The organism is Akkermansia sp. N21116, assembly GCF_029854705.2.
Taxonomy (GTDB): Bacteria; Verrucomicrobiota; Verrucomicrobiia; order Verrucomicrobiales; family Akkermansiaceae; genus Akkermansia.
Genome location: NZ_CP139035.1, coordinates 2,729,403 through 2,749,236 on the forward strand (window position 1 = coordinate 2,729,403; position 19,834 = coordinate 2,749,236).

Below are 19,834 nucleotides of genomic sequence, written 5' to 3' on the forward strand. Positions count from 1 at the left end.
CATTACATGAAATACAACGGAATCACAATGATTTTCCGTCACTCTCGATAATACCTGTACTTTCGGAAGGAAAAACCACATCCTAATCGACAAATTCGCAGGAAATCCCCCCCTGCCGGAATACGCTCCCGCGCCCGGCAGGAGGAAGCAACCTACTTTTCTTCTTCAGCAAAGGAAGCACCAACAGCCTTCCGCCTCTTCGGCGGATCGGGATCGCGGAACGGACATTCCTCAACCAGCAGCTTATAAAAATAGACGAGGGGAAAACTCTGATCCGGAGGATGACATCCTCCCAATTCGGAAGAAATGAATACGGTTCCTTCTCCATAATTTACGTAAAACGAGAACAGCGATGTCTTGTACATATGCACCGGCTCCGGAGACACTTTATCGTCATGAAGGCGTTTCAGAATCCACCCGAAGGCGTGCTCCATTTCCAAATCGTCAATCACATCGCGGATCAACAGGTTATCAAGGATACCTTCCGTATCCGCAGTCCGGTCTGATTTCTTGTCATGCAGAGTATTCATTTGTCATATCTCCTTCCTATTTGTGGGTAAAATCACCCCATAAGGAATATGACACAAATACCATCTCAAATGTTCATCCTTTTTAACCTTGAAGCGCTTTTTTATGATCTCCTTCGAACACGACCGTTGCAATATATGGTAACTCCCGGAAATGACCGTTGTAATCCATCCCGCATCCCACCAAAAACTCCGCCCCCATCTCCAATGCCCTGAAATCGGCTTCGACCGAAACGCGCCGTCCCGGCTTTTTGTCTACGCCGACGGCCATCAACACGCAACGAACGCCACGATTCTCCAAATCTTCTTTCACGGCCTTCAAGGTCAATCCGCTATCCAACACGTCATCGACAACGAGAACGGGCATATCGGGAGCCAGTACTCCCCAATCCCGGGGAAGAGTCACCTCTCCCGTCGTTTCCGTACCGCAATAACTCGATACTTTGACGTACCGAACCTCCGGTCGCACGGGGAATTCCCTAAGGAGCCATTCAGCCCAAGGTTTTGCACCTTCCAGCAACACAATCATCAGGAACGGCCTGCCCCCCAGATGTCCGACAATATCGCCGGCCATCTCCTTCACATTCAACCGCACGGTTTCCTCATCAATGCGAGGTACCAAACGGAATACTCCTTCATCGCATGTAAACGTTTCCTGCATCGCTTCAAAAGCATAACGCTCCCTCTCCTGCCTTGAAAGAAAAACCACGGTTTGCCGTATTTTTGAAAGAAAAACCACCGGTTTGCCGTATTTAAGGACATTCACCTTTTTATATATCTATATATCATGTTATCGCACCTTTCCATCTTCCCAGTCCTGTCCTTTGGCTTTCTGTTAACCCTGTCCGCATGGAACGGTCATGCCGGAGACGATAAAACCCTCTCCTACCCGGATATCCTGGACATCTCGCATACGCCACGGGGAGACCACGGAGGCACGGGATGGTTCACCGACCATGGATCGTGGATGGGCTTCACCCTTCCTGAAGAATCCGGTTTTCTCAACGGTTTTTGCGGTCCCTACGACATCGACAACAAATTCTGGATCAGTCCCTCCCTCGTACAAATCGGTTACGGGGAACAAGGAGTTTTCGCTCCATTGAAGAGGATCTACTACCCCGGCCATCTGTACATGAAAAGTTACGACGGCAAGACCACTCTCACTCAAAAACTCCGCTTCGTCGACCGAAACAACGCCGTCCTCTCCTGCTCTTCCACAAACCCCTTATCCTGGCAATTCTCAGGAAAGGCTACATTCAAAGGCATCCGTTCCGAACAGAAGGGCAATCAACTCATCTTCTTCCTGCCGCATGGCGAATGTGCCGCCGTTACCTTCGGTAGAGATGATATCCCTGCCCTTCAACCCGACGGTTCCTACTCCACTACCCGTACCCACGGCAAAGATACCCGGGAAAACACCATCGTCATCTCCTTTTTCAATGATAAGGACGACATGGAACGGGGACTTGCCCGAGCAGCCTCCATCCAGGACAATCCGGTGCCGGAACTCGACCGTGAAGAAAAACGCTGGAACGACTACATCTCCGGAATCCTCCGTCCGGGACGCCCGGAACTATATGACCGCATCGCCGTCAAGAGCATGGTCACCCTCGTTTCCAACTGGCGTTCCGCCAAAGGGGCTCTCAAACACGACGGCATGTGTCCATCCCATGCCACCGGCAATTTCGCAGGAGGTTTCTGGGCTTGGGACACATGGCAGCAAGCCGTCGCCACCGCACAATTCGATCCCGAACTTGCCAAATCGCAAGTCCGTTCCATGTTCGACTATCAGGACGAACACGGTATGATTGCAGACTGCATCTTCAGTAATCCGGCCCGCAACAACTATCGTGATACCAAGCCCCCCCTCGCTGCCTGGGCAGTCTATGAAATCTGGCAACAGGACGGAGACAAGTCATTCCTCGAAGAAATGTACCCCAAACTCCTTCGCTACCATCAATGGTGGTACAAGTTCCGCGATAACGACAAAAACGGAATCTGCGAATTCGGCTCCACCGACGGATCGGAAATCGCCGCACGATGGGAAAGCGGCATGGACAATGCCGTCCGATATGACCACATCTCCATGGTCAAAAACGCCGACAAAGCGTGGAGCATGGATCAGGAATCCGTCGATCTCAACTCCTACCTCGCTCAGGAATACCGTATCCTCGAAAAAATCACCGGTCTCCTGTGCCGCGACTTCCAGGAACCCGAACGCACGGCCAATGTCCATCAGTATTTCTTTGACAAAGAACACGGATACTTCTTCGACAAAAAACTCAAGTCCGGAGACTTCGTCAAAGTGGAAGGCTGCGAAGGCTGGACCCCCCTGTGGACTGAAATCGCCCTGCCCGAACAGGCTGAACGCGTTCACGATCTCATCAGCAAGCCCACCAAATTCTCCACTTACATTCCCTTTCCGACTCTGGCCTTCGACCACCCGGATTACGAACCGAACGGTTATTGGCGCGGCCCAATCTGGCTCAATCAAGTGTACTTCGGCATTTCCGGACTCCGCAAATACGGTTACATCCGGGAAGCGGACCACTACACCGACCAGGTTTTCACACGCCTGCAAGGCTTAACGGGAAATGCCCCGATTCACGAAAACTATAATTCCCAAACAGGAGAACGCCTCAAGGCTCAGCATTTCAGCTGGTCGTCCGCCGACCTCCTGTTCCTTTACTGGGAATATGGCAAAGATGCCGAAGATGTTAAAGAAAGGTAACGGTTCCTGTCCATTTCGTACACATGCGTCCGTCCTTTCTCCCAGGCTTTGTCGCCGTCCATGCGAAACGTCAACACTTTCTTCGACCGGGATGCCGGATTCAAAGTCACCGTCACCTTGTCCAGAGTCTGAGTCGGATCAGCCAGATAAAAGACCAGTCCCTTGCGGGGCAGTCTTTTCATCATCAGGATGCAGGGACGGTCTACACGGATGACGCCCCCTTTAAAGGCCAATTCCCCAGGTTCCCAGAAAACGGTTTGCAGTAAATCCAGTTCCTTGTGATACACGGCTTGGACAGTCGCGTCGTTCCGGAGAATCCCGATGTTATTGACCGGGTAGTTCTTCACATCCCCCGCATTCTTGATTCCGGGAACAATAGCATAGGCATACAAAGCAGCTTCCGGCTGAATTCCATGATCCACCCAGAGTGAGAACACGTCTTTTTTGACAATCTCATCGGAATAATTGGTATTGATGTCGTGCCACTTACCCTGTTGTTCCCGGGCAACCACCTTGACGTTCCCTCCTGATGGGAACCAATAACCGACACCTCCATGCAACACCCAGGCCGATTTGCCTCCGCACTCGTGGTTTCCCTTGGAAATTTTCCGTTCCCTCCCGTCTTCCACAACAGAGGCGCCGCCTTCCCAAAGACACTGGTTCACCGTTGTTCTCAAGGGAGCCTTCCCTCGTGAACCGATGGCACTTCCCAGGCAGACGATCTCCCGGTCAAACATGAACCATGCCTTCCGCGCTTCAGAGTCGATCCCCTGGTAATCATCGGCATATCGGTATGCGACAGCCGAATACATCCCATCGGAAACCCCTCCTACAAACGGATTTTTTCCCATCGCCACCCAGCTCTGAGCCAAAGGTATCTTTTCCATCTGCGGGCATGTTACCCCGGGGATGGCAGACCAATCCCACACCGGATAGATCCCGTCGAATTCCTTGCCGGAAATTTGCAACGCAGTCGCTCCGTCCGATAGGAAATACTGTTTGAACCCCTCTCCGTTTCCGACGCCCTGTTCATTTCTAGCCGTCCGGTTCGACACCATGCGGACATCAAAGAAATATCCGGGTCTCTGGTGCCGCACATAGTCCGCACGGTAGTAATACCTGCTCTCGGGAACAACGCCCCACTCCGGTCCGCGATCCCCGCGAATACGGTCGATCGCCTGGCGGTATTCCCGCTCGTGGGCAGGATCCATCCGGCATAAATCCTCCAGCAGAGAGGGCAACCCTCTCTGGGACGGCGAGCCGGGCCTTGTCACCCCTCTTCCCAGCAAATTCCAGGACAGGCTCCCACCCCGGATGGAAGGGAGATATGTCTCGCGAACAAACCGACTCAGGATTCCAAGCTTTTCACCGGACAAGGCAAACTCCGTACCAACCAGAGCTTTGGCATTCGTCACAATTCCCTGGATCATCACCATTCCATACCCCCCGACATACAATTGGGGACCGTGCTGCATATAGGAATTGTCATGCTGGATACCTTCTTTCATCGTGTAGGACAAAGGCTCGAACAACGCATCCGTCGCCATTTTCATCAACCTGGCGTCATGGGTCAGGCAAGCCCGGTACATATAATGAATAGCCACATCTACCTTGTTAGCTCCCGTGTGGGGGGCCAAGCTGGGAGCTGCGGATTCCATGCGGGCAATCAATTTTTTCCTCAGTCCGGACTCGACCGGAGTTCCCTTCCGATCCATGAGTAAAAGAATCCTCCCCATCTGCTGGGGAACGGCAATCTGGTTCATCCACCAATTGTTACAACGGGGGGTGGCATCGTACCAGTACTGCAATGCCTTCTCGATATCAGCCTTCAACGAGCTATTCCTATACCACTTCGTTCCAGGGATCGTGTAGCTCCGGCACATCTGAAACACATTTCCCAGATGTCTGATAGGCGACCATTGTGTTCTGTGAGTCACCCGGTAGTCGATACCCTCGAACGAACCGTCCTTATGCAGGGAATCCAGGATGCCCTCCAGCCTCCCGTCATGCTTCGCGGAACGGCCCTTCCTGGGAGCTTGTTGAAACTCCTCAATCATCCTGTCTTCAATTGCGGTAAAAACATCTTCCTGCACGGCAAATACTTCCCCGGCAAAGAACAACAAAACCGCCGGCACGCACATGCGGCGAAACAGGATGGATAATCGAAATGAAGTTCGCAACATCATGGGAAAAAAGGAAAGAATAAGGAAATACACACCGGAACGCCACCGGAAATACTTTAAATATACGTTTTCCCTTTCCCTTCTCTTTCAATGCCCGGCATGATTTAACAAATCGATAGATCATCCCCTTTACCGGAAGACAACCGCCCTCCCTGAGCGAACCGCCAGGATGACGCATTGAGCCCGTTCCTCCGGCACCCGGAACACGCGGCACAATAAATCCCGATAGCACCTCAGCTGGGGAGCATGTCTGGTTTCCAGCACGGAGGGGGAATCTTCCTCATCGGTTTTGAAATCCAAAACGGTCAACCGGTCGCCTTGCAACATCACACGGTCGGCAATGCCATTGACCGGATTCCCTTCAATCATGCCTGCCACCGGACATTCACGCCACAATCTCACATCGCCCTCGGGTCTTATGAGCCACTTGCGGAATTCATCGGACTCCAACGCGGATTTCACCATTGCTGCGGCTTCAGGATCCGCCCCATCCTGAGGGAACTCTCCGGTGAACCATTCCAACTTCTCGAAAAGAGCATGAACCAGCGTTCCCAGGCGACGAGCATCCTCCGCCCCCCTCTCCGGCAAAACAATCCCCCCCTCTTCCAGAACGGAGGGAGACAAGGAACTCTTCCGGCGTACGGGAGAAGGAAGACGGTATGCAACCGATTCCCCGGCCAATTCCGCATTTTCTCCGATAGGGAAGCTTTCATACCATAATGCATGCCCCATGGTTGCCAGATTGGACAAAGCCGAACCATCCAGAGAATCTTCCTCGCTATCCAGCGAAGAGCAGGCATGACGAAGGATCGTTCTCACTCCGCACGAGGCAGCGGCAGTCTTCGGTTCCGGAGGCAAAAACAGATACAAAGCCCTTTTCGCACGTGTCATGGCAACGTAAAGCTTGCAAAATCCTTCATACTCCTGCTCTTCCGCCCAGGCACGCGTCATAGCAGCCAGAGTCTCGTCCTTGTCGGCCGTATCGGAGGGCGGAGCAAAAATCATGTTCCTGACATCGCCGGAGACATCCTCCTCCCGTAGAATCTCCAGATGGGTCTTGTTGGCAAATGCCTTCATGGGCCCTGTCGGTAGCACCACCATGTCGAATTCCAAACCTTTGGCCTTATGCCAGGTCATAATCTGGATGCTGCGCGAAGCGGTATGTTCGCGCTTCTTCATCGTTTCCGCCATGCGCAGCCAGTCGTCCAAACTCCCTCCCCTGGCATCGAATACGGCAGATTCGCTCTTCCAAATTCCCAATCGGTTACGTTGAAAATCCGTCAAAAGTCCCGGCAATTCCCGATCCAACAGTCTTTCCCATTCAGTCAGCACAGCCGACACACCGCTGCATTCATACAACCGTCTCCATGTGCGCCAAACCGTATGTTCCGTCCCGCGGGACAACCAGTGTCTCAGAGGAGACTGGAGACAATGGTTCCAGGCAAATCTGTCTCCCGGATGGCTCAGCCATCGGAAAAAATCCGTCAAGACCAACCCGATGGAAGAATCCGATCCTACGGAAACGTCTGCCTCCACATCTGCTGCAAAGCCCCCGCCCGGTTCACTGGTCAACCACTCCCGCATTGCGGCGGCATGGGCATTGGAGCCGACGAGGATGGCACACCCGAGCCCGCGTTCCAGAGGGCGGACTCGTTTCAGCAATGCCGTCACGGCACGGTGTTCCGGTTTGCCAGGCAGGATATCGTCACGGTCGGTTTTTTCAACCTCCCATACCTGGACGCAACCGTCCAGATCCTCCGCCGTTCCTTCTGCCCGATGCGGATGAAAAATCCAACGGTCCAATGCCCCCGGAGAGGCATCGGGAGCCGTCCGTTTGAAATCGCAGACGTGGTTGACAAACGAAAGTACCACCGGCGATGAACGGTAGCTGACATCCATCGACCATTCCTGGAGCACATCCCGCCATGGAGACTGAGTTGCCAGCCCTTCAAAAATCTTCGGACTTCCTCCGCGCCACTGATAAATACTCTGTTTGGCATCTCCGACAACAAACAAAGAACGTCCTCCTCCGGCATCCTGGACAACCTCGTCCAGAAAAGGTTCGACAATGCGCCACTGCATCAGCGACGTATCCTGGAATTCATCCAGCATCCAGTGATCGTACCAGCCATCCATCCTGAACTGCAATCCCGCCATCGGCTCGGCCAGCTCTCCATTCATGGACGTTCCACCGTATTCCTCAGGCAAAAGCAAACGGGCTACATCGCTGAACATAAAACGCCCCGCAGCCCTGACCCGCGCACTGTACAGCATCTCAAAGCGGTTCATCAACGAATACATGCCTCGCATCCGTTCAGCTCCGGAAAGGACCAAATCCTTCACCACGGCTCCACATACGGCAAGAAGCGACTCCACCAGCACGGGATCCAAATGATATTCCTTTCTGGAATATGAAAAATCCCCGATTCCTCGCCGCAGATCCTGCACGAATTCAGTAGAAAAAATCGACGGCCATTTGAAGGTTCCTCCCGTCAGGGAAAATTCCACGAACTTATCTAGCTGATTGAAAAATCCGGCAGGCAAATCTCCTTTTCGCTCCTCTACCAAATGCCGGAGCAATGTGAAAATTTTCCAGCGTTCCGGAGCGCCGTTCCACCATGCTCCCTGCCTGATCCATTGCTCATTCCCCCATTTCTCCCGTTCGGGGTTCTGAAGGTAAAGGTCGTGGTACTTCTCGACAAATTCTCGTAAGCTGGTATCCAGCCTCTCATTCTCGCGCCCGGCCGTTGCCAGCTTGAACCCGGTCAGGAAGGCCTCTCTTTCACCCTCATCCAGCAGAGCATGGGAATACAACTCCTGCAGCACCCGGGCCCGGTCGTCGGCAAGACGGTCGTCTTCCAGCACTTCAATCGCAGCCAACCCGAGGTCCAGACTCAACGCCATAGCCATCCGTGCGAAAAAACTGTCCAGCGTACTCATGTTCAGACGCCCCAGGTTGGACACCATGGAGCGCAGCAAGGAGAGGAAAACTCCCCGGTCAGGCAAAGGGCCGTCCCAGGTACCTTCCGGAACAAGCCCCGGATGGTCGGAACCTCCGCGAATCGTTTCCGCTACTTCCCCGGCCAGACGAGCCGCTTCGTTCTCATCCGCCGCCCCCTTTGCCAGGCGGAACATGATACGGTCGGCAAATTCGGCGGCGGCCTTGCGCGTAAACGTCAGGGCAATCATCCTTTCCGGAGGGACACCCAGCACAAGAAGGGCAATAAACCTCAGGGAAAGCTGGTAGGTCTTCCCGGAACCGGCAGACGCACTGATACGCGTACTGATATAAGGACGAATATTCATGCCCGGCCTCCTTCCTTGACCGGAGACGCAAACAAATGGTCCAGACCGTCCGGAGAAATCTTCGCAAACGGATCATTCGGGTACGTCTCCCACCCCAGGGACTCGGCGGAAGGCAAAACGGACAAATCGCGGTTCAGCAGGATATCCGCAATGAAATGCGCCCATGCTCCGGCAGATTCCAACAAATCACGGTTTAGCCCCCCCCATTCCACAATACCCGTTTGTTCCGCAAGAATCGGCAAATTGAAATAGGCGGAAACAACATCGGAAACACCGTACATCTCCCTCAGCATATTTTCCGCGGCCAGAACGTAAAGAGGAAGCTGAAGATTGCGCCAGCGCCGCAGCGATTTGCTTCTCCCTTCGGCAGGCAACGGTTCCAAACCGGGAAACCACTCGGCCAGCATGGACACGGCCCGAGCGCTTAGATTCGCCAAATGGGCCTCTTCCGGTGTTTTACCCTTGCCCGTTTTGAAGTCCACCACACGGAGAGTGCCCGTATGCTCATTGACCTCCAACCTGTCGATGCGCATGTTCAACTCAACAGGAAGATCCGTCCAGGGAACCCAGACGATCTTTTTCTCCACGCCAACCACGGACCAACCTTCTCTCAAAGCCTGGAGATGGATCGCCGCCATACGTTCCAAACGCTGCAATGCGTAATCTCTCTGCACCAGCAGAGGCAGGGTTAGTTCCTGCCCGTACTTTCTGGAAAATTCCTGCATCAATCCCTCCTGCAAAGCACGGGACAAAACTTCCTCCCGGCGTTCTTCGTACAAATCTCCGCCGGGGCCAAGACGTTCAACACACCTGTGGATATCCTCTCCGATCTGCATCGCATTGGCCTCCTTCCCCAGATCAAGCCGTTCGAACCGGCATACCTTCTCCAGCCAGAACCGCTTGGGACACGACAGGAAGGATGCAAACAAACTGGGAGAAAAGCTGACTCTCCGCACCAAAAGATCCATCTCCCCGCCGCTCTTCCACTCCGCCGCCTGATCGGCCCACGGATTCCTTTGAACGGGAGGTACGAGATGCCACCCCGTCTCGTCACGGGAAACGCTCTTCGGCGGCTCCGCGGCATCGCCGAACAAGAGCAGAACCCTCTCCGGCAAATCTTCAGCCGGGCATTGCAGCAGGAGGGAAGACGGCTTGCAGGGCACGCCAGACGGATTTTCACGGGCGACGAGCACGCGCACTCTCCCGCACTCGCGCCGGGATTCAATCATCCCACGGTATAAAAACGCATCCCGGTAAAACCGCTGGGTCCGGCTCCTTAGCCGGAGCTTGCGCTTCATTCCCTCCGGCAAAAGGGGATCTTCAAATTCGTTGTCGGGGATGCATCCCTCGTGCATGCCGGCAAGGACGAGAGTACCGGCCGGGTCGTAGGCCAGTTCCATCCAGTCCTGCATGGACACGTCACGGTCGTCGCGGTCGGCATACACGCGAACCGATTTCATGGCACGACACAACAACACCATAGCATCCCGGACGGAAAAACCGGGGATTCCGTCCTCCAGGGAAGCCACCACCGACGCCATATCTCCCAACCTGTCGAGAAGAGCCTCCTGGAACTCTCCGCCCCACCCTGCGGACTGTAACCGTTCCACCAGGGAAGCAGCTGTAGCGCCGACTCCCTGTTTTGTCCATTCTTCCAGCCATTGCAGAATCTTCTCGAAGTCGCGCAGTTTCCATCCCCCCGCGTCTTCTCGCCGCATCAGTGTAAGGACAAAGGAAAGGCTCTGCGGAATATGCTTATCAGCCAATTCGTCCAGCATGACGGACAAGCCGAACGGATCCTGCAACTTCAGAGCGGCAGCCAACACCCCCGAACGGCACAACTGATCGACAGGCAACCAATCACCCGGGGCATTCATAGCATCCTTCACTCCTTCCAGCAGGCGTACAACCCCGGTACGGACGGATTCGTCCCCCCCCGAACGATACACGCTCCATCCTGCCGATGATACGCCGTCCCGCACGGCAGCCGCAAACGCCGGATCACACAACCCGATAGAGCAATCGGAATTATCCGAACCGGATTCCGCAAAAAAACGGACGATTTCCTCCACCATCCCCTCCGGTCCCTGACGAAGAACGAGCGGTTCCTCTCCCGATGGAAGAGGAATGACCATATCCCCGGCACCGTCATCTACATTTCGGCCAATAGGCCTTCCCCAGGGATCTACGGCAAAATCTTCCGGTCCATGCACCCAGCATTCCACTATCCGGTTTTCATAGGAGGCATCCGGAGCATCGGCCCATTTCTGCAAAGCCAGCATCGCCAAAGGCAGGGGATCAGGCACACAGGCGACAACCACACGACATATACCTTCCGGCAGCCGGGGGCTCCGTACCCAGTCGAGTTCTTCCAAAAGGGGGTCGTGCCCCCCCCAGGATTCAACCATGGACACAGCCTCGCGTTCCCAATCATCCAGTACCTGCCATCGTTCCGCCTCCTCGGGCGGTGTCTCCGGATGACGGACGACATCGGCGAACCGCATCATGCTTTCTCCCAGCGTCCTCCGTGCCCGCAAACAAATATCCGCCATGGAAAGCCCCCACGAAAGAGTGCGCTCGACAGGAGCTGTCCGAATCAAGGCATTGGATTCCCGATGGGAGCAAATCACGCGCGCCCATGCCAATTCCGTCAGAAGACGGTCACGGACGGAATTCCCGTGCGCCCGTTCCAAAAGCATTTCAGCCGTCATCATCAGGGGGGGAATCACGGCGTGGCCCGGAGCCAGCCGAACCAGCGCCTCCCGCAAGCGTTTACCTGATTCCACCGTCGGTATTAACAACAATAGGCCGTCCCAGGAAGAACCCTCCTCAAGAAGACGCACCGCCACTGTTTCAACCAGCCGGCGATTCCACCCTAGATGGACGCATTGCATCATGCCGGATCTTACCTCGTTTCCAGCACATCGTCGCGGAGGAAACGAACCTTCGCCTCAGCGGCATAAGTATCTTCCGGACTTCTATACCCCAGGGCAACCCCCAGCACAGTGCGGTACGGAGTCTTGTCCAATCCCAGCAGAACATCGCACTTCGGACCGTCCAGGCTGCCGATGGCGCAGGAATCGACTTTCATCAAAGCTGCTGCGCTCAGTAGGAACCCCAAAGCCAGATACACTTGATTTTCCGCCCAAGCGGCACGCTCCTCGGGAGTGCGAGAAGACAGGACTCCGGAATAAAACTTGCGGGAGGCTTCCATCTTTTCTGCAGACGGCGCCCTCATTTCCTCCACCCGGGCCAGATAGCGTTCCACATCCTCCGCAGACGGATCGCGAAGGGCGCACATCACGACAAACCGGGAACAATCCTCCACTTGGGACTGGTTCATCGCTATCCCGCGCAGAGACTTTTTAAGCTCCTGGTCTGCAACGACTACGAAATACCAGGGTTGCAACCCGATGGATGACGGGGCCAAACGCAGGCTTTCTTCCAGTGCATCCATCACACTGGGATCAATGGATGCCGACGGGTCGAACTTCTTGCATGCATAACGCCATTCAAGAACCTCCAAATAGTCTTTCGGATTCATGATGCAAGTATGGGCCGGAATGAAGAAGGAATCAAGCAGTCACTTCTCCACCGGCGGAGGAATCCTCCGAAGTATCGTCATACGAAATCCGGCACAGTTCCACGCCGCGGTTCTCGACATCCAGTACCTGAAAGGAAAATCCGGAGTAGCAAACCTTGTCTCCGATGCGCGGAGGACGTTCCAACAGGGAAAGAATCAAACCGCTGACCGTATCGACGGATTCATATTCCAACTCTCTGCCGAACAATTCCCCCACTTCGTCCAGCCGCATCGTCCCCTCAGCCTGGCAGGAACCGTCGGGCAACATGACGACTTCCTCCTTGCGGAGGGAATTGCCGTTCGTCTCCCCGATCACCTCGGAAAAAATATCCTGGATCGTAATCAACCCCGACGTACCGCCGTGCTCGTCCATTACCACCGCCATGCGGGAGTTCGCTCCGCGCATCGTTTCCGCGACGTCATCCAGCTTCATTGTCATCGGAACGAAGGGAACCGTATGGACGACAAACTCGTCCAAAGACTTGTTGCGATTCATCAACAGGAACACGTCACGGGCATGGATCATGCCGATAATATGATCCAGATCACCCCGGTAAACAGGGTAGCGGGTCCGCCGCGTTTTACGAACAATGGTACGGATTTCATCCGTGGTCGCCCCGAGACGCAACCCTTCGATGCGGACGCGCGGCGTCATCACCTCGTGGGCCGTCAAAGCATTGAAATCGAACAAATCCTGCATCAGTCGCCCTGGTTCCTCATTGAGAGCGCCATGGCAGCGGCTCTCGTCCACAATGTAGCGGATCTCCTCCGGCGTATGGTAAAACCCACTATCCAGGGAACGCTGAATGCCGAGACCTTTCAACAGGAAATTCCCCGTTGCGTTCAGCCCGACCACCAGCGGATACATGGCGAACTTGATCCATTGCATCGGAATGGTAATGATCAGGGACAATCGCGCGGCATACATCAGTGCCAGGGATTTCGGCACCATTTCTCCCAGCACGATGTGCAGATACGTCAGGAACGAAACAGCCAGAATACTGGCAATGCCATGAGACACGAACCAGTTTTCAGCCCCGAATTGCTCGAGAAAATCGTAAATCCAAACAGCTACGGCATGCTCGCCGAACATGCCCAGCCCCAGGCTCGCAAAAGTAATGCCCAGCTGCGCCGTCGCAATATAGCGGTCCTGAAGCCGGGGATTCTTCAAGATTCTGACGACGAGAGCGGCCGTTCCGCTGCCGAACCCACCCTGTAAAGACCGGCGTTCCAAAGCGGCCCGGGGAGCGCCCAGAAGCGTAAATTCGGCTGCCACGAACAATCCGTTCAGCAGAATCAAAACAATAATGATCCCTATCGTTTCCCAGTCCATGGGTTAACGAACCTCCTTTCCATCCTGCAAACTCCCGGTACCCGGCAGGATAACGACGGAGTCGATCATGTTGTTATTCACCCGCTCGATCAAAATGCGCTTGCCGGCAAAATCAATCGTCTCCCCCGCCTTGGGAAGCCGGGAAAGGGCCAGAAGGATACAACCGCCCAGCGTATTGGCATCGTCTTCCATGTCCTCGATCCCGGGGATCCACGACTCGACGGCGTGTCTCCGGATCAAACCGGACAACCTGACAGCCCCATCCGGCAATATTTCAACGGACTGGCGGCCTGCGTGGAATTCATCTCCGAATTCGCCCAGCATTTCGCTCAAGATGCGTTCCATGGTCACCATGCCGACAAAACGTCCGTATTCATCGACGACAAAGGCCTGCTGGGCCCGTTTCTCCCGCATCAGGGGAAGGAACTTGTCCATCTTCTGGTACTCGGGAACAAACGGAACCTGGGCAATCAACTTCCTCAACGGAGGCAGTTCACCCCTCGCCGCATACTGGGCAGCCACTTCCTTAATGTGCAGCATGCCCACGACATTGTCACGCTCCCCTTCATAGACGGGAATGTGCGTATAGGGCGATTTCTCCATCAGATGTTCCAGATCCCCCGGAGGAGCATCCATCGGCAGCATTCCCAGATGAATCCTCGGAATCATGATCCTCCCAACGGTCAAATCCTCCAGATCCAGGGCCTTTTGCAAACGGTCATGTTCATCGGGTGGCAACAGACCGCCGTCACGGCTTTCCTCCAGCAACATGTCGATTTCCTCGCGGGAGTGGATATGGTGGTGGCTGCCGTGCGGAATCCGCAGCATTTTCAAAATCAAAAGGCCGCTCCCATTCAGCAAACTGATGAACGGGGAAAACACCGCCAATGACCACTTGAGCGGCAGATATGTGTACAAGGCCGCCTGAACCGGGAATTGCAACGCCACGGATTTGGGCACCAGTTCCCCGGCAATCACCTGGAACACAGTCAAAAAGACAAGCACAACCAAAGCCGATACTGACAATGCCGCCGCAGTCCCCATCCCCATGTGTTCCAGAAGCGGGTACAGATAAGCCGTCAGGGACACTTGTCCGTAGGCCCCCAGGATCAGACTGGAAATGGTAATGCCGAACTGGCAGGCCGCAATGTACCTATCCAGGCGGGACGTCTCGGACATAATACCGAGCAGCCCGGACGCCAGACGGCTCCCTTCATCCGCCATCCCGCGGATCTGGCTGGCACGGACGCTGACGACGGCAAATTCGGCCGCCACATAGAGCGCATTGACGACAATGAGGAAAACGATTACGGCGATTACAAACGCTGGCATAGATGAGAATGTTCCCTCTTGCGGGAACGAATTTTTGAAAGGTCATAATATGGGAAACATCCCAATCCTGTCAAGATTCTATGAATTTTTGTAACAATCGGCATGACGCGGGTCATCCGGGATATTCCCCGGATTCGGCTCGCATCAGCAGACAGAATCGTTATGCTTCCGTGCATGGAAGATCAATCAACGCGGATTGCCGATTTCGGGACGGGCTGTTTTTGGTGTTCGGAAGCCGCCTTCTCGCAACTTCCCGGCGTTCTCTCCGCCACTCCGGGATACATGGGGGGGAGCAAAGAAAACCCGACCTATGAAGAAGTCTGCACGGGGGAAACAGGCCATGCGGAAATCGTCCGTATCGTGTACGACCCCGCCGTCATCACCTACGAAACCCTGTTGGAATGGTTCTTCAAACTTCACGATCCCACCCAGCTCAACCGTCAGGGGGAAGATGTCGGCACCCAGTACAGAAGCGTCATCTTCTACCATGACGAAACCCAGAGAAGCGCTGCGGAAAAAGCCGTTGCCAATGAAGCGGCACGCTATGACGTCCCCGTCGTCACCCGGATCGGCCCGGCGGAAACGTTCTATCCTGCGGAACAGTACCACATGGACTACTACCGCAACAACTGGCAGAAGAACGGCTACTGCCGTCTTGTCATCCGTCCTAAACTGGAAAAACTGGGACTGGATCATCATTGATCCATCCAAACTTCTTCACGTCTCCGCATGGAATCCTCCGCCATCCAGGCCTTCATTCTGGGAGCCGGTTTGGGAACACGCCTCCGCCCCTTGACCGACATACGCCCCAAACCTTTGATTCCCGTCTTCCAGGATCCATTGGTCGTTCATACGATGCGCCGGCTCAAGGCACTCGGTATCCGGAACTTCATCGTCAATACCCATCACCTTCCGCATGTCTGGGATGAACTCTTTCCGGACGGTCTCTGGGAAGACTGTACGCTCCGTTTCCGTCACGAACCCGTCCTGCTCGACACGGGAGGCGGCCTGAAAAACATCGCAGACCTTCTGGACGAAGACTCCCCTCTGATCATTCACAACGGGGACATCGTCTCCAACCTGCCCCTGGACACTCTTGTCCGGGGACACCTCCTGTCCGGTGCATCCGCTACGCTCGGGCTCCGCAGTACAGGCACCACGCGCAATGTAGGTTTCGATCCCGCCAGCGGACGAATCACGGACATGAGACATGCCCTGGGCGTTCATCCAGGCACCCACCAGTTTACCGGCATCTATTGTGTCCGCCCGGCAGACATCCTCCCACTGATCCCCCCCGGAGAAATCGTTTCCATCGTCCCCGCCTTGCTGGCGTTGATCAAACGCGGCCAGGTCAACGGCGTCGTCATGGACGATGGAGACTGGATGGACCTGGGAACTCCGGAATCCTATATTGCCGCCCATCGGTCACCCGTCACCGCCCTGCCGGCATCATCCTGCATACGCCTGGCCCCGTCCGCCGACATCGCCGGAGCCGAACTCGACGCCGACTGTGTCGTCGGTCCCGGAGCCATCGTCGGCCCCGGGAGCCGTCTCAATTCCTGCATCGTCTGGCCCGGAGCCGTCGTTCCGGAAAATACCCGGGCCGATTCCACCGTATTCCTCCCCTCCCGCTCATGATGTCTCTCTGCCGCCTCATCATACCTTTCCTCGTTTGCGCCGTCTCACTGGCCGCTCACGCGGAACACAAAACATTCACGCGCAAAGAAGGAATCTTCTCCGTCAGCGACCGCATCAACGCCTACTTCTTCAACTCCAAAACTCACCGGCTGGTCGTCCTCGACGAAGGCGACATGCGGAAACCCAAATACGGTTCCCTTGACCAGGCCATGAAGAAATCGCCCTGTGTCGCAGGCATCAACGGCAGCTTCTTCGGCGCAAATCCCGAAGGCAGCCCTCTAGGCATCGTCATCCAAAACGGGAAAAAAAACTTTCCTCTAGCCACCGGTTCCTTCACGGTCTCCGGTATTCTCTGGGACTCAGGCAAAGGCATCTTCCTGCAGCGTTCCAAAGCCTTTGCCTCACAAAAGGGGGCCGCTCCGCGCGAAGCCATCCAGGGAGGTCCGTTCCTCGTCGAAAACGGCAAACCCGTCGCCGGACTCAACAACACCAAATCAACCTACCGCACCTTCGTCGCCACGGATCGCCGGGGCAACTGGTGCATCGCCATGACTTCCCCGCTAACGCTCGCGGAACTCGCCTCCTGGCTGGCCACACCGGGGTGTCTCGGCCAATTTTCCGTCAAATCCGCCCTTAACCTGGACGGGGGCAGTTCATCCTCTTTCTGGTGCCACGAAACCGGCGTCTATTTTCCTTCGATGAAAAACGTACGCAACTATCTCGGAGTCGCTCCCAGATAACCCGGAAAGCCGAAATCCGTCACCCTTCCCCCGGAACAAGGCCATCCGCCAGTGCGGCGCAAAAAGCCACACACCGTTCACACGGACGGGAAGCATAATACGCCGCCGTCCTCACGGAGGGACGGGCGCTTTCCTCAGCCGATTCCAAATGCAGCAAATCCCGGCAGTACATGGAACCGAACTCACGTTTGAATGCCTCGGCAAATTCGCGGATCAGGGAAAAAATACGTTCCTTTTCCTCCGGCGAAGCTCCTGCATTGCCTTTCAAGGCGCCGCCTACCATCGACGCTCCGCAAAGAGCCCCGCACACCTCCCGCATCCGCCCGATACCGGCTCCGAAGGGCGACGAGAGACGCAACGCCGCATCCGGCGACAAACCGCAGTAATCCGCAAATGCCGCAAACACGGACTGCGAACAATTGTACCCTTGGTGAAAATAATCCAGCGCAGCAAGGACGCGCGGAGTCAGGGGAATTCCTTCCAATTTTGATGCAACGGTTTCCATCTTTCCTTTTTCGGATTTTCCGGGGAAAACTTATTCTCCTTGCGCGGGTTCTGTTCCTTCCGTCCTGCTTTTGCGGGTCAGCGCCAGCATCCCGAAGTACAACAAAGCGAGAATGACTACTCCGATAATGATCATATGGCTTTCAGCCTTCACGGCGGCAATTAACTCTTCCGGGCTGTTCATCACACCGGGATTCTTCTCTTTAACCCACTGCCCGCACCAGGCCAGCACCGTACACCATGTCAAAGAACCAAGAACAGTCACCAGGGAAAATATCCAGAAATTCATCCGCACCAGACCAGCCGGAATGGAAATCAAGTGCCGGATCACAGGCAAAAGACGGGCAAAGAAAATTCCTCCCACTTCATATTTCTGCATAAACACTTCCGCCTTTTCCACCTTTGCCGGAGGCATGAAGAAAAACTTGCCCCACTTCATCACGATCGGCCTGCCCAGCCACCTCGCTACGCCATAGGTAATCGAGGAACCCAGCCAGGAACCGAATGTCCCAGAAACAATCACGCCGACGAGACTCATGTTGTCATGCATCACGGCCGGCGGTATCACCAATTCACTCGGCACCGGGAAAATCGAACTTTCCATCGCCATCAAAATCACCACCCCGGCATACCCCCAGTCCTCCACCCAGCTCATCCACAGTACTAGCAAATCATGAAACATACGCGCACAGTCTGCACAATAAGCAGGGCTTGAAAAGTCTTTTATTGCCCCAAGGAAACCATTCCATTATCATTCTCACGAAAACGAGATTCGGTTCAGTAGCCTACCATGAAATTTTATATCATCGCCGGAGAAATGAGCGGGGACAAACACGGTGCCCTCCTGATGCGTGAACTAACCCGGCTGAATCCCGATATCGAATTTTCCGGTCTCGGCGGAGAACGCATGCACGAACTCTGCCCCCAGGTCGAAAACTGGGCGGATGAAGCTGCCGTCGTCGGGCTTGTCGAAGTTTTGAAACGCTACGGATGGTTCAAAAAACACCTTCTCGGCATGCTGGAACGCATCAAACGGGAAAAGCCCGAATGCCTGATCCTCATCGACTATCCGGGGTTCAACCTGCGCCTTGCGGAACGCGTCCGCAAATACTGCCCCGATACCAAAATCGTTTACTTCATCTCTCCGCAGGTCTGGGCCTGGCACAAGGGCCGCATCCCGAAAATGGTCAAGATGCTTGACCTGATGATGTGCATCTTTCCCTTTGAAAAGCAATTGTTCGAAAACGCAGGTCTCCCTACGGAGTTTGTCGGACACCCTCTCGTCGACGACATCCTGGCAGACCGCCGGACGGACATTCGGGAACCGGATCTCATCGGTTTTTTCCCCGGAAGCCGTACCCGCGAAATCGAACGCCACTTCCCCGTTTTCATTCAAACCGCCATGATGCTCCGCAAAACTCACCCGCTTTGGCGTTTTGAAACCGCCGCTTCCAATGAGAGGCTGGCGGACATCATGCGCGCCATGGTCGTCGATGCCGGTCTCAGCCCGGAAGCCCTCGACATCCGCGTCGGCAACTATCACGACCTTATGGATCGCGCCGCCGCCGCCGCCGTCGCCTCCGGAACCGCCACCCTCGAAGCCGCCCTGCACCGGCTTCCCTATGTCCTCGTTTATAAAGTCGCCTATTTAACCTATCTCGTCGGCAGAGCCGTCATCAACATCCAGTTCCTGGGCATGGTCAACATCCTGGCACAACGCCCCGTCGTCCGGGAATTGATCCAGCACGACTTCACCCCCATTGCCGTCGCTTCCGAAATCGAACGCCTCATGGATCCCAACGTCCGCCGAGAAGTTCTCGGAAACATGAAGGAAGCCACCGACAAGCTCGGTCACGGCGGAGCAGCGGCCAAAGCCGCCCAAACAGTCCTAGGCTTGTTCCCGGACACCGGAATTTGATTTTTTCCCGTCCTTCCGGCAAAATTCCGTCCTCTTGAG

16 protein-coding genes are annotated in these 19,834 nt (G+C 55.1%); 6 read left to right on the forward strand and 10 right to left on the reverse strand.

Annotated elements, in window-relative coordinates; translation table 11 throughout:
• Positions 1-152 precede the first annotated feature (152 nt).
• A complete protein-coding gene (locus QET93_RS10370; RefSeq protein ID WP_280125532.1) occupies positions 153-530 on the reverse strand; it encodes a hypothetical protein in 378 nt (125 codons plus the stop codon).
• Positions 531-612: 82 nt separating this feature from the next.
• Entirely contained in the window at positions 613-1,188 is a 576-nt protein-coding gene (locus QET93_RS10375) for a phosphoribosyltransferase family protein (RefSeq protein ID WP_322189974.1), read from the reverse strand.
• A gap of 126 nt (positions 1,189-1,314) precedes the next feature.
• Between QET93_RS10375 and QET93_RS10380 the strand changes: the two genes are divergently transcribed.
• Positions 1,315-3,258, forward strand: a complete 1,944-nt coding sequence (locus tag QET93_RS10380; protein ID WP_280131837.1) for a trehalase family glycosidase — start codon at positions 1,315-1,317, stop codon at positions 3,256-3,258.
• Here the strand turns inward: QET93_RS10380 and QET93_RS10385 are convergent.
• A complete protein-coding gene (locus QET93_RS10385) occupies positions 3,213-5,195 on the reverse strand; it encodes a polysaccharide lyase family 8 super-sandwich domain-containing protein (RefSeq protein ID WP_322190171.1) in 1,983 nt (660 codons plus the stop codon). The two genes, QET93_RS10380 and QET93_RS10385, sit on opposite strands and share 46 nt — an antisense overlap.
• Between QET93_RS10385 and QET93_RS10390 the strand changes: the two genes are divergently transcribed.
• Positions 5,187-5,420, forward strand: coding sequence for a hypothetical protein (locus tag QET93_RS10390; RefSeq protein WP_322190172.1), 234 nt, complete (start codon positions 5,187-5,189; stop codon positions 5,418-5,420). The two genes, QET93_RS10385 and QET93_RS10390, sit on opposite strands and share 9 nt — an antisense overlap.
• Positions 5,421-5,570: 150 nt before the next feature.
• Here QET93_RS10390 and QET93_RS10395 read toward each other — a convergent pair whose 3' ends face one another.
• Genes QET93_RS10395 through QET93_RS10415 form a run of 5 tightly spaced genes read right to left on the reverse strand, consistent with a single transcriptional unit; the run spans position 5,571 to position 14,995 of the window.
• Positions 5,571-8,747 carry a UvrD-helicase domain-containing protein gene (locus QET93_RS10395; protein WP_280131835.1) on the reverse strand — a complete coding sequence of 1,059 codons (3,177 nt, stop codon included), beginning with the start codon at positions 8,745-8,747 and terminating at the stop codon, positions 5,571-5,573.
• Entirely contained in the window at positions 8,744-11,644 is a 2,901-nt protein-coding gene (locus tag QET93_RS10400; RefSeq protein WP_280131834.1) for a PD-(D/E)XK nuclease family protein, read from the reverse strand. Before QET93_RS10400 ends, QET93_RS10395 begins: the two co-directional genes overlap by 4 nt.
• Before the next feature lie 8 nt (positions 11,645-11,652).
• Positions 11,653-12,291 carry an NAD(P)H-dependent oxidoreductase gene (locus QET93_RS10405; RefSeq protein WP_280131833.1) on the reverse strand — a complete coding sequence of 213 codons (639 nt, stop codon included), beginning with the start codon at positions 12,289-12,291 and terminating at the stop codon, positions 11,653-11,655.
• A gap of 31 nt (positions 12,292-12,322) precedes the next feature.
• Positions 12,323-13,663, reverse strand: a complete 1,341-nt coding sequence (locus tag QET93_RS10410; protein ID WP_280125525.1) for a hemolysin family protein — start codon at positions 13,661-13,663, stop codon at positions 12,323-12,325.
• Between the two features lie 3 nt (positions 13,664-13,666).
• Positions 13,667-14,995, reverse strand: a complete 1,329-nt coding sequence (locus QET93_RS10415; protein WP_280131832.1) for a hemolysin family protein — start codon at positions 14,993-14,995, stop codon at positions 13,667-13,669.
• A gap of 174 nt (positions 14,996-15,169) precedes the next feature.
• Here QET93_RS10415 and msrA point away from each other — a divergent pair, with 174 nt between their 5' ends.
• From msrA to QET93_RS10430, 3 genes are read left to right on the forward strand one after another with little or no spacing between them, the layout of a single operon-like run.
• Entirely contained in the window at positions 15,170-15,697 is a 528-nt protein-coding gene (gene msrA, locus QET93_RS10420) for a peptide-methionine (S)-S-oxide reductase MsrA (RefSeq protein WP_280131831.1), read from the forward strand.
• A gap of 27 nt (positions 15,698-15,724) precedes the next feature.
• On the forward strand, positions 15,725-16,633 hold the full coding sequence (locus QET93_RS10425) for a nucleotidyltransferase family protein (protein WP_280131830.1): 909 nt from the start codon (positions 15,725-15,727) through the stop codon (positions 16,631-16,633).
• Complete coding sequence (locus QET93_RS10430; RefSeq protein ID WP_280131829.1) at positions 16,630-17,373, forward strand: phosphodiester glycosidase family protein; 744 nt, start codon at positions 16,630-16,632, stop codon at positions 17,371-17,373. Before QET93_RS10425 ends, QET93_RS10430 begins: the two co-directional genes overlap by 4 nt.
• Positions 17,374-17,392: 19 nt before the next feature.
• On the opposite strand, the gene QET93_RS10435 is transcribed toward QET93_RS10430, so the two are convergent.
• Entirely contained in the window at positions 17,393-17,878 is a 486-nt protein-coding gene (locus tag QET93_RS10435) for a C-GCAxxG-C-C family protein (RefSeq protein ID WP_280131828.1), read from the reverse strand.
• Positions 17,879-17,908: 30 nt separating this feature from the next.
• Positions 17,909-18,532, reverse strand: coding sequence for a DedA family protein (locus QET93_RS10440; RefSeq protein ID WP_322189975.1), 624 nt, complete (start codon positions 18,530-18,532; stop codon positions 17,909-17,911).
• A gap of 135 nt (positions 18,533-18,667) precedes the next feature.
• Here QET93_RS10440 and lpxB point away from each other — a divergent pair, with 135 nt between their 5' ends.
• A complete protein-coding gene (gene lpxB, locus QET93_RS10445) occupies positions 18,668-19,795 on the forward strand; it encodes a lipid-A-disaccharide synthase (RefSeq protein ID WP_280131826.1) in 1,128 nt (375 codons plus the stop codon).
• Positions 19,796-19,834 lie beyond the last annotated feature (39 nt).